The sequence below is a fragment of the Lacrimispora amygdalina genome, assembly GCF_003432035.1.
In the GTDB taxonomy this organism is placed as follows: Bacteria; Bacillota; Clostridia; order Lachnospirales; family Lachnospiraceae; genus Lacrimispora; species Lacrimispora amygdalina.
Window position 1 is genome coordinate 135,190 of the sequence record NZ_QOHO01000016.1, and the last position, 15,725, is coordinate 150,914.

At 45.1% G+C, this 15,725-nt stretch carries 19 protein-coding genes; 2 read left to right on the forward strand and 17 right to left on the reverse strand.

The genetic code is table 11. From position 1 onward, the window contains the following. Positions 1–66: 66 nt before the first annotated feature. A complete protein-coding gene (locus tag DS742_RS05830) occupies positions 67–402 on the reverse strand; it encodes a helix-turn-helix domain-containing protein (protein WP_066733248.1) in 336 nt (111 codons plus the stop codon). 150 nt (positions 403–552) lie between these two features. On the opposite strand from DS742_RS05830, the gene DS742_RS05835 reads away from it, so the two are divergent. Both DS742_RS05835 and DS742_RS05840 read left to right on the forward strand, forming a co-directional pair. Then, a complete protein-coding gene (locus tag DS742_RS05835; protein WP_117416069.1) occupies positions 553–1,023 on the forward strand; it encodes an SLOG family protein in 471 nt (156 codons plus the stop codon). Continuing rightward, positions 995–1,453: a hypothetical protein gene (locus DS742_RS05840; RefSeq protein ID WP_117416070.1), complete on the forward strand. Its 459-nt coding sequence runs from the start codon at positions 995–997 to the stop codon at positions 1,451–1,453. Before DS742_RS05835 ends, DS742_RS05840 begins: the two co-directional genes overlap by 29 nt. 38 nt (positions 1,454–1,491) lie before the next feature. Here DS742_RS05840 and DS742_RS05845 read toward each other — a convergent pair whose 3' ends face one another. The 16 genes from DS742_RS05845 to DS742_RS05920 all read right to left on the reverse strand — a co-directional run bounded on the left by DS742_RS05845 (position 1,492) and on the right by DS742_RS05920 (position 15,716). Then, a complete protein-coding gene (locus tag DS742_RS05845; RefSeq protein WP_117416071.1) occupies positions 1,492–3,201 on the reverse strand; it encodes a CHAP domain-containing protein in 1,710 nt (569 codons plus the stop codon). 40 nt (positions 3,202–3,241) lie between these two features. After that, on the reverse strand, positions 3,242–4,012 hold the full coding sequence (srtB, locus tag DS742_RS05850; protein WP_117416072.1) for a class B sortase: 771 nt from the start codon (positions 4,010–4,012) through the stop codon (positions 3,242–3,244). A 37-nt stretch (positions 4,013–4,049) separates the two neighbouring features. After that, positions 4,050–6,383, reverse strand: coding sequence for a VirB4-like conjugal transfer ATPase, CD1110 family (locus DS742_RS05855; RefSeq protein ID WP_117416073.1), 2,334 nt, complete (start codon positions 6,381–6,383; stop codon positions 4,050–4,052). Further along, the gene (locus DS742_RS05860) at positions 6,376–6,741 is read right to left on the reverse strand and encodes a PrgI family protein (RefSeq protein ID WP_117416074.1); all 366 of its coding nucleotides are present in this window, start codon (positions 6,739–6,741) and stop codon (positions 6,376–6,378) included. The genes DS742_RS05855 and DS742_RS05860 overlap by 8 nt, the downstream gene beginning before the upstream one ends. Beyond that, on the reverse strand, positions 6,741–6,926 hold the full coding sequence (locus DS742_RS05865; protein ID WP_117416075.1) for a hypothetical protein: 186 nt from the start codon (positions 6,924–6,926) through the stop codon (positions 6,741–6,743). Before DS742_RS05865 ends, DS742_RS05860 begins: the two co-directional genes overlap by 1 nt. A 14-nt stretch (positions 6,927–6,940) precedes the next feature. Then, the gene (locus DS742_RS05870; RefSeq protein WP_080908666.1) at positions 6,941–7,777 is read right to left on the reverse strand and encodes a VirB6/TrbL-like conjugal transfer protein, CD1112 family; all 837 of its coding nucleotides are present in this window, start codon (positions 7,775–7,777) and stop codon (positions 6,941–6,943) included. A gap of 73 nt (positions 7,778–7,850) precedes the next feature. After that, positions 7,851–8,210 carry a glutamyl-tRNA amidotransferase subunit A gene (locus DS742_RS05875; protein ID WP_014635894.1) on the reverse strand — a complete coding sequence of 120 codons (360 nt, stop codon included), beginning with the start codon at positions 8,208–8,210 and terminating at the stop codon, positions 7,851–7,853. Positions 8,211–8,224: 14 nt separating this feature from the next. Beyond that, on the reverse strand, positions 8,225–10,021 hold the full coding sequence (locus tag DS742_RS05880) for a VirD4-like conjugal transfer protein, CD1115 family (protein ID WP_117416076.1): 1,797 nt from the start codon (positions 10,019–10,021) through the stop codon (positions 8,225–8,227). Continuing rightward, on the reverse strand, positions 10,008–10,211 hold the full coding sequence (locus DS742_RS05885; protein ID WP_003525217.1) for a hypothetical protein: 204 nt from the start codon (positions 10,209–10,211) through the stop codon (positions 10,008–10,010). Before DS742_RS05885 ends, DS742_RS05880 begins: the two co-directional genes overlap by 14 nt. A gap of 9 nt (positions 10,212–10,220) precedes the next feature. After that, positions 10,221–11,105, reverse strand: a complete 885-nt coding sequence (locus DS742_RS05890) for a hypothetical protein (protein WP_024531573.1) — start codon at positions 11,103–11,105, stop codon at positions 10,221–10,223. 5 nt (positions 11,106–11,110) lie between these two features. After that, positions 11,111–11,905, reverse strand: a complete 795-nt coding sequence (locus DS742_RS05895) for a PcfB family protein (protein WP_117416077.1) — start codon at positions 11,903–11,905, stop codon at positions 11,111–11,113. Continuing rightward, complete coding sequence (locus tag DS742_RS05900) at positions 11,889–13,259, reverse strand: relaxase/mobilization nuclease domain-containing protein (RefSeq protein ID WP_117416078.1); 1,371 nt, start codon at positions 13,257–13,259, stop codon at positions 11,889–11,891. The genes DS742_RS05895 and DS742_RS05900 overlap by 17 nt, the downstream gene beginning before the upstream one ends. Then, complete coding sequence (locus tag DS742_RS05905; RefSeq protein WP_117416079.1) at positions 13,250–13,591, reverse strand: plasmid mobilization protein; 342 nt, start codon at positions 13,589–13,591, stop codon at positions 13,250–13,252. The genes DS742_RS05900 and DS742_RS05905 overlap by 10 nt, the downstream gene beginning before the upstream one ends. Next, positions 13,572–13,715 carry a DUF3789 domain-containing protein gene (locus DS742_RS05910; RefSeq protein ID WP_074017777.1) on the reverse strand — a complete coding sequence of 48 codons (144 nt, stop codon included), beginning with the start codon at positions 13,713–13,715 and terminating at the stop codon, positions 13,572–13,574. The genes DS742_RS05905 and DS742_RS05910 overlap by 20 nt, the downstream gene beginning before the upstream one ends. A 133-nt stretch (positions 13,716–13,848) precedes the next feature. Continuing rightward, positions 13,849–14,766, reverse strand: a complete 918-nt coding sequence (locus tag DS742_RS05915; RefSeq protein WP_117416080.1) for a DUF3846 domain-containing protein — start codon at positions 14,764–14,766, stop codon at positions 13,849–13,851. Next, a complete protein-coding gene (locus DS742_RS05920) occupies positions 14,763–15,716 on the reverse strand; it encodes a DUF3991 and TOPRIM domain-containing protein (RefSeq protein ID WP_117416081.1) in 954 nt (317 codons plus the stop codon). The genes DS742_RS05915 and DS742_RS05920 overlap by 4 nt, the downstream gene beginning before the upstream one ends. Between the last annotated feature and the right edge of the window lie 9 nt (positions 15,717–15,725).

Consider the following 15,725-nt stretch of genomic DNA (forward strand, 5'->3'; position numbering starts at 1 on the left):
GTCGAAAGTATAAATTTTTTCTCATCAAAAAAAGAAAGCCCGCTGATTAAGGCGAACTTTCGTGATTTATGGTGCGATTTGCTTTGAGTGTTTTAATAGGGTATCAATAACCTCATATATCTTGCTTCTATCTTCGGGAGCAAGCTTTGCAAGTTTTTCGTTTAGTATGGAGTTCTTGACGGTATATCCCGTTTCCAAAACATCAGCAAGAACCATATCAGATGATACTTCCAAAGCGTTTAGTATCTTAATAAATGTTTCAAGTGATGGAATTTTCTCTCCACGCTCGACCATACCGATATAATTTGTTGTTAGTCCGGCTTTCTCAGCTAAATCCTCCTGACGGAACTTTTTCATAAGACGATACTTTCTGATATTCTTGCCGATTGTATCAAGCTGCATCACATCACCCCCTTTGGTGTACTTCTATAACTATTAGTATAGATTATGCTGAAAGCGATATACACCAACTTCACGGAAGATAAAACAACTATTAGTGATGATTTTCAAAGAAATTTGTGTTATAATGTCTTATGTCAGGAGTGATTTACAATGGCTTTGGAAACAACAGCTACCTTTATAGGTCATAATGAATGCTTTGGATTATCCGCAGAAAAGCTCAAAAACACAATAAGAGAGCTTATCGAAAAAGGCGTTACAGATTTTCTGAGCGGAGGGCAAGGCGGCTTTGACAGGTTGTGCGGTCGCTGTGTCTATGAACTCAAAAAGGAGTATCCGCACATCAAGAACTATATCGTTATCCCTTATCTCTCTTTCAATGTTTATGATAAGGAGCTTTTCGATTCGATAATATATCCCGACGGATTTGAAAAATACAATTTCAAATCAGCCATTCCCGCAAGAAACAGATATATGGTGGATAATTCCGGCTATGCAATCTGTTTCGTCACTCATTCTTGGGGCGGTGCTGCCAAGACCTATGAGAGAGCCAAGAAGAAAAAACTCCAAATAATCAACTTAGGAGCAAAAGAGGATGGGGAAAGAAAGAGTGATATTCAGTAATCGGTTTGACCGACCGACGCTTGAACAAATTGAAGAAGAAATGAAAAAAGAGAATTACGATGATAACGAAAACTTGATGTCAGCGGAAGAATTTCTTGAGTTTATGAAACAAAACAGAAGGACTGTACCCAATGAAAAGCGTATAGCAAATAAAGATAAATTTATATGGGCAGTCCGTGAGTTATCGGAAACCTTTGAAATTGACGCAGATTTGAAAGAGGACGATGACGGATATACCGCATCTCTCTATATGAACTATGCTTCATATACTGGATATATTAAGAAACTGCTGGGACTTATTTTTATTCTGTCCGACGATTTTTCTATGTTCAAAGCAAAAGATAATAGAGACAGCGATTTGTTGATATGTTTTACTTATCACACGCACAATGTCTATCTGAAAGATAAAGAAATAACTGATTTTGAATAATGTACTTGATGGCTACTCAATCGAGCAGCCATCTTTTTTTAATATGCCGGAATACCGTATCCGTAGATAACTGAGCTTCCGACAGGGTATGTTTTGGTTCTGCAAGTATCACCGGAATTACCCTCAACGGTATAGACTGTACCGTTTTCGCATTTCTGAACGATACCGGTGTGGTCTGTCACACCGTCGTCCTCCCAGTCAAAGAAGATGATTGTACCGGGCGAAGGTTCATACGAACCGTCTGCCCATTGTCCTCGGTCTCTGAACCATTGAACGCCGTTTACGCAACCGGCATACTTCGGGATAATACCGGCGTCGATATATCCGCACTCGTTGGCACACCAAGAAACGAAGCAGGCACACCATTCTACACGGGAGTCAAATCCGTACCAAGACCAGTAAGGCTGACCGCCTACATTACCAACCTGAGACAGAGCAACCGTTACGATTTGGTCGTCGCTGTATCCGATACCGTAAAGCACCTGAGACCATAGCTGATTGTTTTCGTCCTGCAATAGCTCGGCAAGATAATCTTTCTGCTCCTGATTAAAGCCGTACATAGCTGCCATTTCATCAACGGTCTTGTGCGATACCGTGATATACAGGAAAGTTTCTGTTACTGTGGTTTCGGTCTGTACGATGTTGCCGTGTCCGTCGTCGCTTTCTTCGATTTCGGTGTGGGTTTTCGATTCCGTTCTGGAAGAAATATCGTTCATCTCCCAAAAAATATCCGACAGTAGCTGCTTCTTGGTTTCATCAACCGTAGCAACCTCCATCGGATTATCGGGGTCGGTATTTACTTTAACGGAATAGACCGCAAGAACTTCTTTCCACACAGCTCGGCTTCCGCTCATTTCAAGCACATCATAGCTTACGGAGTTCTTTTCCTGCTCCAATCGGTCATCATATTCTTGATTGATTTCCTGAACGACTGTCTGCATTGACATTCCCGTGCCGGAATCCTCTCCCGAAAAGAAGATACCGAACACAGAACCCGCAATTAATGCGACAAGGCATAGAACAATAATAACTACCACCGCAACCCAACCGCCGGCATCGATGGCGGCAACAAGACCTTTTACCGCCGCTATGATTGCTTTTACTGCGGCAACGGTGGCTTTGGCTGCGGCTTTAATCGTAGCGGCAGTTGCTTTGGCTGTGGCTTTTGCTGCCTGTGCCGCTTTCTGCGAAGCCTTAACCGTCGCCTGAGTTGTTTTCTGTGCCGCTTTCGCCGCTTGCTGACTGGTTTTTATCGCAGTCTTTGCAGTCTGTTCAGCCGTCTTAACTGATTTCTGTGCGGTTTTGGTTGCTTCTTTTCCGGCAAACTTAATGGTTTTCTTTCCGGAGGAAGTGGCAGACTGCTTTATGGTCTTTTCCGCCTTGTCAACAGTCTTAATCGCAGAGCTTGTGTTATGCGAAGCCTGTTTTCGTAAAGACTGCTCGGCTCGCTGCTGCTTGAAACGCTGAATACCGTCCTTTGCGGTGCGGATATTCTCTTTTGTGGTTTCAAATCCTTTTCGTCCAGCCTTATCGAACGCATAAGCACCATCGTGAACCACCTCGTCAATACCGCTTTCCAGCTTATCGGAAGCATATTCCTCGGCAGAACTGCTGTTGGCATTTACCAACCGTTCCGCCCTTTCTTTTGTTGCGATATACGCCTGCTTCATTCGTTGGGTTGCGACGGCAGCCTTATCTATGGTTCGTATCGTACCTTTTGCATTATCTTTTGTTTTAATATCAGCCATACAATCCCTCCTTCCTATGCAGGCTGAACCACTTGTTGTGTTATTCGTTAATGAGCTTCGTCACTACAACAAGTCTGCCGTTTGTCCGGGAATACTCACAGGTGGAAAGGGTCAGGAGCTTGTCGCCGTATTCGGCGGTTACACCGGTATCGTAAAGCGACAGTTCTTTGCACTTCTCAACATAGGCAGTGAAATCCTCGGCGGTGTCCGCATTGACGAACTGATAATATTTGAAGCTGTCGGGACTATCCGTATATACTACGGTTTTGAACACGGCAATTACTTCATAGGTCTGTCTATCGGTCAGCGTATCAAAGGATACTGTTTTGTGCTTTTCCCAAAAGCTCTTGTCCTTGAATTTCATAAGACCGGCGAACATAGAGCCGTCGTTCATATGATGACCGTAGATAATGATATTGTCGCTTGGCAGTTCCATATCGCAGTTTTCCTGAACATAAGGACAGCCGTAGTCGGTGTATGCCTTATCAAAGCCGTGCTTCAGATAGAAGTTCGGGTTGTCCTTTGACTGCATAACCGGATAATTGATTTTTGTGTCCTCAACCTTAATCCAACCGACCATATCGTTGTTTTGCAGATAAAGCTCCTGATACTCTGGGATAAAGGTTTTTTCTTCGGAGTAGTTCATCGGCTCTTTGGTTTCTTCAGGCTCGGTCTCCACAACCTCAATCAGATTGTCGTACATCTCCGCCTGCTTTGCAGAGTCGTAATAGTGCTTGATGAGAAAACCTGAACTGACGGCAAATACAATACTGAAAGCACAGATTATGGCAATATAGATTTTGTTTTTCATAGGTGTTTCCTTTCTCATATACAGAATAGGGCAAGGGTTATACACCCTCGCCCGGTTTGGTTGTCATCAGCTTATACAGTTTCGTATTCTTCGGGAACTTATTTGCAAACGGCACAAGCGAACTGCCGACCTTAATCAGTCCGTGTCCTGCGTCAACATTCGTGATATATGAAAGCTGGAGGTCGGAAATGTTAAGGAGCTTGGCAAGCTCAATTCTGTCGGTTGACGCCTGATTGAGCATAATCAAAAACTCGCTGTTTGCAAGCATAGTTCTTGCCGTATGGCTCTGCAAAAGGTCGTCCACATTCTGCGTAATGCCGGTGGCGTAAGCACCGTACTTTCTCACACGCTTCCAAAGAGTAAACAGGAAGTTTGCGGAGTATTCGTGCTGGAACAGAAGATAGATTTCATCAATGAAGATGAATGTCTGCTTACCCTTAGCACGGTTCTGTGTAATACGGTTCAGAATAGAGTCAAGGACAACAAGCATACCGATAGGCATAAGCTGCTTGCCGAGGTCAAGAATGTCATAACAGATAAGTCGGTTATCCGTATCAACATTGGTCGGCTTTGCGAAGGTATTCAAAGAGCCGTGTGTAAACAGCTCGATAGCAAGGGCGATTTCTTTTGCTTCCGGCTCGTCCTGTTTCAAAAGCTCCGCACGGAAGTCCTGCAAGGTAGGAACAGTACCGGTATATCCTCTCTGCTGATAGTCTCGGTAAATACTTGCCGTACAACGGTCGATGATAGATTTCTGCTTTGCTCCGAGGTTTGTGCCGCCGATAAGCTGTTCGCAAAGGGACATAATGAACTCGGATTTCAGGATAACCGGGTTTGCACCGTCGCCGTATTCCTTGTTCATATCCATTGCATTGATATGGCTCGGAGAAGTAGCGGAAATATTGATGATTTCGCCGCCGAGAGCCTTTACAAGCTGCGAATACTCTCGCTCAGGGTCTATGATAATAACATCTGCGTTGGAGGAAAGAATGATATTTTCAATCTCTCCCTTTGCCGCAAAGGATTTACCGCCGCCGGATACGCCGAGAATAAAGGAGTTACCGTTGAGTAGCTGTCTGCGGTCGGCGATAATCATATTTTTGCTGATAACATTCTGACCGTAGTAAATGCCGTTTTCGTGGTAAATGTCCTGAACCCTGAACGGAATAAATACCGCAAGGCTTTCTGTGGTAAGGGTTCTGAATGCGTCAATCTTGCGTGTTCCAAAGGGCATAGCCGTATTCAGTCCGTCCATCTGCTGATACTTGAGAACGGCAAACTGGCACAAATGCTTTCTTGCCGTAGTAAGCAGAGCTTCGGTGTCGTTATCAAGCTGTTCTTTGGAGTCCGCAGTATGAACCATAGTGAGTACAGCGAACATCATTCGCTGATCACGAGTGGTAAGGTCATCAAGGAACTCCTTCATTTCCTTTTTCTGCTGTTCCATATCATAAGGAACGGTAGCGGAAAAGTTATTGTTCTGATTCTGCTTTCTCTGCCAGTTGGTAATGTTCGTCTCAACCCCAAGCAGTCTGCTCTCTGCTTCTCTCACCGCTTCATCGGTAGGAACGGGTACAATATCAATAGACATCATCAGGTTGCGATTCAGGTCGGTAAGCTCGGCTACCATACTGTCCTTGATATAGGAAGCGTACTCACGAAGAAAAAGGACTCTCCCGTAACGGTTTCCCATTTTGAAGTAGTCCTTTTCAAATTCCATTGTATCCGGGCAAACATAATCCTTGAAATCGTGTCCCTTTTTTCTCGTTTCCTTAATATTGAAGTGGTATGCGGTTTCCTCACCGACACGGAAGAAATCGTGGACAACTCTCAGTCTCTCATCGGTTTCAAGCTCCACACATTTGCTTCCGAGTCTTGCAAAGTGGGCTATCAGGTCAGCACCGACACGGGCAAAATAGGTTCTTGCGTCCTCCACGCTCTTTTTGTTGATGGAGATAGTAACATACTTATCCTGAACGATTGCATTTGCACCGGTCGCCTTGTCGAGAAGCATTTTGTTATATTCCTCTCGGTAAACATCAAGCTCATCGCCGGTTTCGGGGATAAAAATGGTTTTCTCAAAGTCCAAACGGTTAAGCCGTCTGTTGTTGATAGTCAGCTTTGTAGTAGCTCCGCTGTCAAGAGAGTTGAGAAGCTCGGAGTATTCAAGGAACATTGCTTCCTTGTCCTCACGGCTTGCTACGGCAAAGTTAATATCCGTGAACTTGAAGCTTTTGGAATACTTATCCTTGCCCACACGGAAAATACCGTCATCATAGATTGCGGTAATGGGAATACAATCCTGTACGCCCTTTGGTACTACAAACTTTTCTTTATCCTGCTTTAACAGGTTTGTAAGGGTTTTAATCATTGCTCTTATAAGCCTCCTTCTGTTTTTGTTCGATTGTCGGTTTCATCAATTCGTAATAGGTGTTGGTGGAATGAAAAACCAGCTTTTTCGGCATAAGGAACTCGGACTTAATCCACGCCCATATAAATTTCTCAGCCGTCATTCCGTTGTATTTCACAAAGCCAAGAGCCGCAAAAGGGGCAGCTCCCAAAATGCACACCCACGATACGGTTTCTGTTCCGAGGTACGGTTTTAGGAGGAAGTAAAGTCCTACCGCTACCGCACAGGCAAGAACAGAAAAAATGAACTGTCTGAGCGACAGTCCAAAAAACATTGACTCTGTGTAATTTCGTATCTCTCGGTTAATTTTGACTTCCATCAAAAGCTCCTTTCTCTGCGATATGCTTGTTTTGCGTGACGGATTTCATCAGAGCAGACGCAGGCGTCAGCAAGGCAAATTACTTCGCCGTTTTTCTTTCCTCCGTAATACACACAATATTTGCAGTCGCAGTCGGCAGGCATATAGCCCTGCCATCTATCATTATTATTCTTGTTTTTCTTCATCAGAGAACCTCCCGTTATAAGCCCATCATTTCACGGATAATTCGGTCGCTCATCTTAACCGCACCGACAAGCACAAGCATATTGAATACCAGTTCGCCAATATATGCCCATACCTGAGTAACGGCTGCTGCGTCAGGGTTCACTACCGGTGGCGTAGAAGCAAATAGAGAGAAGATGATACAAGCAAGTACAATTACTGCTCCCTCAAGCAAAACGGCACAGTAGCTCTTTATAAAGCTCTTACCCACATTCTGCGACGGTTCTCCGGCAAAAGTGGAAAGCGGTATCGGAGCGAGAGCCGTGTACATATACAGCTTGAAAAATCGTCCGTACACCGTCATTATCATAATGAACGACAAGACTGTTATAAAAAGTCCGCCGATAAGAGTAACCGCCCACAATGGGATACTCTCAAAAAATCCGCAGCTTTCAATGGTTGTTACCATTTCAGCAGGTAAGGTTGTTTGATTGGGCGTACCGAATCCCGCAGATGTCATAATGGTTGAAATCGTACCTTGTACGATGTTGAACAGGGCAAGCATAAGCTCCAGCCCGTAGGTAATCACACCTTTGGCAATGGCAAAGCGGATAAACAGTTTTAATGCGTGTTCCGGTTTCTTTACATCGGTAAAACTGCCGCAGGTGCGAACCACACCGACAACAAAAAACAAAACAAGCAAAGCAAGACCGATAGCCTGAACTGCTCCGTTAATATTCACCATTACAGACCAAATACTGCCGCCTTTGAACTCCTGCGGCGAAGTGGTTAGCAACTGCCATATTTCCGATAGCTTGCTGTTCCAAGTTTCAAGGGCATTTTCGAGGTTCTGAACTACCCAGTTATCACTCATCTGTTTGCACCTCCTTTAAGATTAGGGGCATACCTGAAATGCCAGGTATGCCCCATAGGATAACTGTGTTCTCTTAACCGGTAATAAGGGTCAGGATTTCCTTTGCAAAGGTAATGATGATACCGCCTGCAAGGGTCAAAAAGCCGTTGGCTCTCTGAGACGGGTCGTGAGACTTCAAAGAGAGACCGACCTGAACGATACCGAAGCCAAGCAGGATAAGACCGATGGCACGGATAAGTCCGAAGATAAAATCGGACAGATTGTTGACTACGGTAATCGGGTCACTGGCGGCAAAAGCGGTAACGCTCATGCCGCAAACAAGAGTTGCTGCTGCGATTACGGCGCAGTAAGCACGGAAGCCTTTCTGAACCTTTCCGGTCATAGGCAGCTTCTGAGTAGTTTTCTTTTCGTTGTTCTTCTTAAAAATGTTCATTGTGTTTTCCTCCGTTAAAATAAGTTTTTATTTACTTCAAAATCCTCATCGGATAGAAGCTCGTAATTGGTTTCTCCGTAGCTTTCCTCTGGAAGTTCTTCCGGGTTAATAGAAAGAACAGAAATTGATGAGTGCTTGATGGTCACTTCGCCGTGTTTATATGCAGAAGCCTTTCCATCGGTTGTAAGTGCCACATTCGGGTGCTTCAAGATGTCATACTTGAAGTCCATAACGGGGCGTTCTCCACGAATAAACAGAATTGCATATTGGTTATCAAGCATACGAACCTCATCAGGGGTAAGAAGCTCTCGACCGCTAATCTGATAATTTGTGGAGTAGTTGCCACTTCGACCAGTACTCTTTCCGAAAGTGTTGGTATCAATGGTTTCCTTACCGAGAAGCTCGGACACATATTTGTGGGTGCTTTGCTCGTTACCTCCGAGATATAAAAACTCGTCGCAGTTGCCGACAATACTTTCCCATTGCTTTTCAAACAAGGCTTTTAACTGAGCCAAGTTCTGCAAGATGATACTTACCGACACTCCACGGGAACGCATAACCGACAGTATCTTGTCAAAGTCATCGGGCAGGCTCACATTCGCAAATTCGTCCATCAGGAAATGAACGGGAACGGGAAGCGAGCCTCCGTGAATATGGTCGGCAGCATAGAACAACTGCTGAAAAAGCTGTGTGTAAAGGATAGATACCAAGAAGTTAAAGCTGGAATCGTTATCCGGTATCAAAGCAAACAGAGCGACCTTTTTCTCTCCGAGTGACGGAAGGTCAAGCTCGTCTGTGGTGGTTAAAGAAGCCAGACTTTCAAGGTTGAACTTTTCCAGTCTTGCCGCAAGGGTTATCTGTATGGACTTTAAGGTTTTCGCCGCACCTGAATGATAGGAACGGTAATACTTCAAAGCAATGTGGTCGGGATTTGACATCTCCAATTCCGCAAACAATTCATCAAGGGGAGAAGGTCTTGTGTCTTCCTCGTCCTCAATCGCACCGGCTCTGAGCATTTCCATTATCATTGCAAAGTTCTGTTCATCTTCGGGTGCTTCGTAATGAAGATAAAATACAAGTGCAAGCAGAAGCATTGAAGCCGAGGTATCCCAAAAGGGGTCTTGTGATTGACTTCCTTTCGGAGTGGTACTCTTAAAAAGATTCGTCACGAGCTTTTGCACATCGTTGTCATTCTGCAAATAGACAAACGGGTTATAGCAATGGCTTTTCTCCATTGAAATCAAATCGAGAACACGGACTTCATAGCCTTTGCTTTCAAGCAGCTTTCCGGTATCTCGGAGAATTTCGCCCTTTGGGTCAAGAATGACAAATGATGTGTTACACTGCATAAGATTCGGCTTACAGTAAAACCTTGTCTTACCGGCTCCCGAACCGCCGCACACAAGGGTGTTTAAGTTTCTTCGGTGTTTCTTAGCATTGAGTCCGATACAGACATTTTGCGTCATCAGCTTGTTCTCTGAAGCCGGAGACTGTCTGTATTTTTTGTTTACGGCTCTTGCGTTGCCCCATTTTGCAGAGCCGTGTTCTTCACGCCTTCGGTAATTCTTCTGTGTTGAGAAGTAAATCCCGATACCCATTGCATAGCAGAGAAGCAAAACGAGGACAGTTTTTAGGCTGTCCTCGCATAGCTCAATATGGAATGGGTTGTTGAACGCTGTTAATAGGCTCGGCAGTATTTCCGGCAATCCTCCTTTTACAGAGGGTGCAATCAGAAGTGCCAGCCATACGACCGGGATAATACCGATGACGGAAAGAATAATCGCAGACTGCCTTTCGTTATCTCGATTCACAGGAGCGTTCCTTTTCGATAACTCTGAACTTTTTCTTTGGGGCAGTTCCGACCTTGATGATAAGGTCGTCCACCGCATCGGTAGATTTGCCCTCGTTCATCAAATCTGTTTTCTCGTCGTTGAGAGAACGGATAATAATGCCGTGTTCATAATCGTCCAATGCGATATGATACATTTCTTCCTTCGCCATAGTATCACCTTATCTTTCGTAGTCTTTGCTTCGTTCCTGCTTTTTCTTGTAAAGCTCATCGGAAACACGGGAGTGAATATCCGCCATCGCATTTCTCGTTTTGGAAAGCTCATAGCGAATGTCCTTCGGCTCTTTGCCGGCGAGCTTCTCAGGGATACGGTTGATAGCAAAATTTTGTGTATCGACGCCGTACTTCTTGCAAAGCATATAGCCGATACATACCGCCTGAAAGCCCATATCCGCTCTGCTGTAACTGTCGCTGTTGATGGAGAGCTGTGCGTGGCCAAGCTCCTGTGCTACGCACTGAGCGACCGCTACGCTGTCTCCCACATCACGCTTTACATACAAGGTCTGTTCCTCGTTGTTGTAAAACGCCGCCATATTGGGATACGGAAGCTCATTTGTCGCTTCCACTTCAACCGGGGAAGAATCAAGCATAACGGTAATGAGTGCTTTCGGGTCACGGTTGACAGTCGGTGCAGGCGGTCTTTTGCCGTTGGTCTGAGAAACATCAAATACCTTTTTTACATTGTAGGAAATGCCGGTTGTACCGTCTCTCTTGGCATACTCGACAGGTTCAAGAATGGAAATGCTTTTTGCACCTTTCTGAATTTTCACATTATCCTTGCTCCAGTCATCAAAGTTTTTAAGCTGGCTTGCTTCGGGGAGCTGCTTGAAAATCAGAAGTGCGTTGACCGCAGAGTATCGGTCAAGACGGCTCTGCGTATCAAGGAAGGCTTTGAACTTTTCCGGGTCGGAAACGATAGCCTTTGCGGTGTCGTCCGCCATCTGATATACGGCTTCCTTTTCAGCCTTCATCTTCTCGGCATATTCCTCTTTGGAAAGTCTGTTTCTCTGCTGTCCTGCCTTAGCAGGAGTAAAATTGTTTGTCATTGTGATTACCTCTCTTTCACATTTTTGCTTTTAGGTTTCGGCTGCTGGTGTACGGTCTGTGCCGGTGCTTTCTTAACCTCCGGCTTTGATACCTCCGGCTCTTTGCGTTCTGCTTCTTTCTGCTGCTTGGACTTTGCCTTATATCGGTCAAGCTTTGCTTTTACCGACGGCTTTCTCTGTCTGTCGCTTACAGTACCCTTATCAGTTTGCATATCTACCGGCTCGGAGTCGTGCCTTGACGGAGGGTTTTTGTCCGTTTTGGCGACTGTGGGGTTTGACTGGGAATACCCCTCTTTCTGAATAGGTTTTCTGACGGCTTCCTCAGTGATGATTTCGTTTTTGGTTTTCGTCGGCTTGTCTTTTTCCAAAGCTTCACGCTTTTCGACAGCCTTCTGAGACTCGGTGACAATCGCAGCCTTATCAACTTTACCGAGTTCAAATCTCTCAACGATTCTCTGAATTTTGGAAGCGTCCTCTGCACGGGCAATAATATCAATCGGTACATTATCGCCCTTTGTGTTTTTATCCCTGAGTACGCAGTATAGAACGCCGTAGCGTTTTGCCTGCTCGGTAAACTTCTTCAAGTCCTTGTTGGGGATAGAAAACACCTTCAGCTCCTTGCCCGACTTAATCATATTGGTAAGTCGAGCCTTGCCTTTTGTTTTCTGTTCCTGTTTGAGAACAGAGACTAAAAGAACGGCAATATTCTTTGCTGCCGCTCCGCTTAATTTTGCGGCTACTTCAAAGCCCTCAAGCGATAGCCTGACGACCTGTTCCGCCGCATCACCTCCGTTTGTCATTACGGTTCTGCTCCTTTCGTTCGTGTTTTTCTTCGTAAACTCTAACTGTTTCAAGGTTGGCTTCGATGACCTTTGACCTTTCGGCTATGTCATCACAAAGACCGACCTCTTTGCGGAGAGTCCACAGCTTGCTCGTGATTGCCGTAATCTGCTCTTTGACATTTGATAGCTCATCGTCACTCAAATTTCTTCTTAACTGTTTTCGCAGGTGCGTTCTATCGTCTGTCAGGGATTTGATTTGCGACAACACGGACTCTTTATATGAGAAAAGCTGTTCGTCGGTAGAAATGTTCTCCCGTCCAAGCAGCCTTGTCTCCTGAGTGATTTTATCGAGCTTCAGCAAATTTTCTTTCAAAAGATAGTGAAGCCTTGCGGTATTCTGTTTTTTGTACTTCGGCAGATAACCCAGCTTATAGCAGTAATGCAGATACAGCCCATACAGTCCGCCGACCTTTTTGATTTTGTGTTCTCTTGTGGGCAATCGGTATTGTCTGGCTCTTACCGTTTCCTTTGCAAAAGGAACGATGAGAACCTTTTGATTTTCCGTCAGCCTACGCTTGATTGCGTCCTCTGTATAATTCTCTCCGAGGGATTTAAGTCGTATCGGCTTCTTGTACCCTTTCGGAACAATCGTCCAATACTTTCGGCTGTCGCTGAGACAATGCTCATAGCCCATCTGCGTGAGAATATAATCAAAGGTCTTTAGGTTGGTGCTGTGTGCAATCGCTTCATCAATGGCGTCACGAGTAATGGAGTATCGGCTCGGCATACCGGCTTGCTCCTGCTTGTAGTAATAAGAGGATTGCTTACTGCGGTTCGGGTTCGGATTATAATACAGTCCGTACTTTTCACAGAGACGGTCGGCAACCAAACGGAACTTGAACCACGCTTTTTCATCTCCCCATAACCGCTTGCCGTCTACAAAGGAAACGGAGTTGATTACATAATGGCAGTGCAGGTGCTTCGTATTCAGATGAGTAGTAACCACCACCTGAAATCTTTTGCCCCACACTTCGTTTGCAAATTCCATTCCGATTTTCTGTGCCAGCTCCGGGGATATGTCCTGTTCCTTAAAACTCAGGTATCCGTGATAGGCTTGAATGCCGTCGTCTTTGCCGTATGCTTTTTTCACAGATACAAACTGGTCTCTTGCGGTCGCAGGGTTGCAGTTGATACCCTCAACGAAAAATTCACGCTCGGTTTTTTCTTCGTCCTTTGCGTAGGCAAGCACATCACGGAGAGCCTGATACTGTTCCTCGGTGTAAATATCTGCCGCAGTCTTTTCGGGATTGGCGGCATAGTCGATTACCTGACCGAGCCTTGATGTGACCGACCACAATTTACTTACTGCCATTTCATATCGCTCTTATCGGGTCTTAAAAAAATACGCTCCACATCAGCCTGAAACTTATGCCAGCGTTCGGCTTCTTTTTTAAGCTGTGGTGCGTCCACAAAGCCAAGCGTGTTTGCTTTGGCGGCAAGCTGATTGATGTTGTTGCCGATAGCTGAAAGCTCCCGCATAACATCGTAAAATCTTTCGTCGGGCTTTTCTCTCGGCTCGTATCCTTTGAGAAGCAAACGGATAAGACCGCCTTCGGAAAGACACGCCCGTTTTGCTTTTTTCTGCAAATCCTGAGCTTCTGCCTTGTTCATCAGAATGTGCTTTTCAATGTTTCTCTTGCTCATTTTTATCGCTGTCCTTTCTGTAAATATAGTGCCTGTCCCGATTTATCTGAAACAGGCACATTGTTGTTACTCCGAAAAAGCCGCCTATGATTAACCCGGCGGCGACCAATACTATCTCCCGCATTGCTTATGCTCCTTTCTTGCTTGGGGTATTAGGGGCAACCCCTAACGAGTGTACCGTTTTGGACATTCCTGTCCATAAATGGTCTGCTCGCTAAGATTATGCAGACACTCAGGGTTGCCCCATAGATTGACTCTTATCTCTCCATATCCTTTGAGACAGGCTTATATGGCTTTGCTTCAATGCCGTCCAAAGACTTGTAAAATCTCTCCGGGTATTTGAACTTTTCCTCATACTTACGAGCCAGTTCTTTCGGCATACTGAGAAACTTTTCGGACTCAATCGGTGCGTAAGCGATGAAGAACTTGCCGGCAATAATGTCAAGCATTTCACGGTTGCTGTCATCTTTCACATAACATTTTTCAATCTTCCAACCGTCCTTGCCGCCGTGTTCATCAGCCATATATGCTTCCAGTCGCACACATTTATCCGAGCCGTCGAGGGAAGAAGCATAGATAGAATATCCGCCCATACCCTCAATGAAAGCCTTGTTGTTACTGCTAACAACATAGGTTCTTTGTTCCTCTGTGTAAGGCTTGTCAAAGCTGTCAGCCGTAAAAACAATATATCCGGTCGTGTGGTTTCTTTCTTTTTCTGCCTGCCGGAAATGAGCTTTCAACTGCGGATAACTCATCTCAACGTTCTCAGGTTCGGAATAAACCGCCCTGTTCAGCGGCATACCGTTCATCTTTCCTGCCTCGTTGCAGATGATGGCAACCTCGTCCTCAAAGGGCATATATTCTTCAATATCTCCCTCCACAAGAGACTGCATTGCTTCAAGCGTATCCTCAATTTCAATGAGCTTCGGATACCTGCCCGGCTCAACAAGAATGACGGAAATCTTCTCCGGTGCTTCGACCTTTTCAAAGGTGTCCTTATGAATATTCAAAGCAATGGAGCTTCCGTTTTCCCAACTCATATGAATCTGTCCGGCGTCGTCAACGAACTTAACTGTTCCTTTCAGACCGTATGGCATTTGACTTTCGCCAGCCATTTCAGTGAGTACAATCTGCGTACCCTCCGGGTACATTTCTCTGATTTCTTTTAGTTTCATCGTGCAAAACTCCTTTCGGTTTTATCTTTTATCCCTAAGCGTTTACATAGAAAGTCGTTGACATCTTTCCCGTATTTGGGAGGGTCGTCAACGACTTCATACTTATCTGAGAGAATAGTCTGCAACGCTTTGGTAGCTTTTCTTCCGGCAATATCATTGTCCAAATGAAGAACAATTCGCCTGATTGTTTTGTCCTTTTCAAGCAGCCTGCCGAGTGTAACAGGCACTTTCGAGTCCTCAATTTTCTGCTTTGGGGAGTACACTCCCGCAAGAGAAACAAGGTTAAACTGTCGCCAGTCTTTGCCCTCCAGCTTCATCAAAGTTGCATAGGAAAGCAGGTCAATGGCACACTCAAAAAGATGAACCTCTCCGGTGTTTTCGGCAGTCAGGCGGAAAGAATATTGCTTTTTACTGCCGGTGCAGTCGCCCATAATCCTTGATTGATTTGTTGCTCTGTATGCGGCGTATTTAGGTTCTTTGCTTTCGTCATAGCCGATAAAAACAGCATTGTGATACGGAAGCGACTCAATGATTAGCTCCTGTTCCAAGCAGTAATTGATGATTTCATAATCAATCCCACGCCCGAAAAGGTAATCAAATACCACATCGGTCGTAGGGCTTTTTTCAGGCAGAAGCAAAGGCTGTTCCTCATAACTTTTGATATTTTCGCAAGTCGGAAAGCTGACTGAACCGCTTCCCATAATGGTCTGAACCGCCCCGACAAAATCCATTCCACGGACTTTGATAAGGTAATCGAGGGCGGATTTGCCCCCGATACCTCTCGACCACCACATCCATTTTCCGTTGGAAATCTTCAAGCTGTCGTGGGTTCGTGTGGTGTAGGTGTTGCTTGAAAACTTGACAAGCTCGCCCGGTTCATACTCTCTGAGATAGGTTAATAAGTCCATTCGTTTCGCTTCGGTTATGACTTCCGGTGCAATATACGGCATAGGTATCAC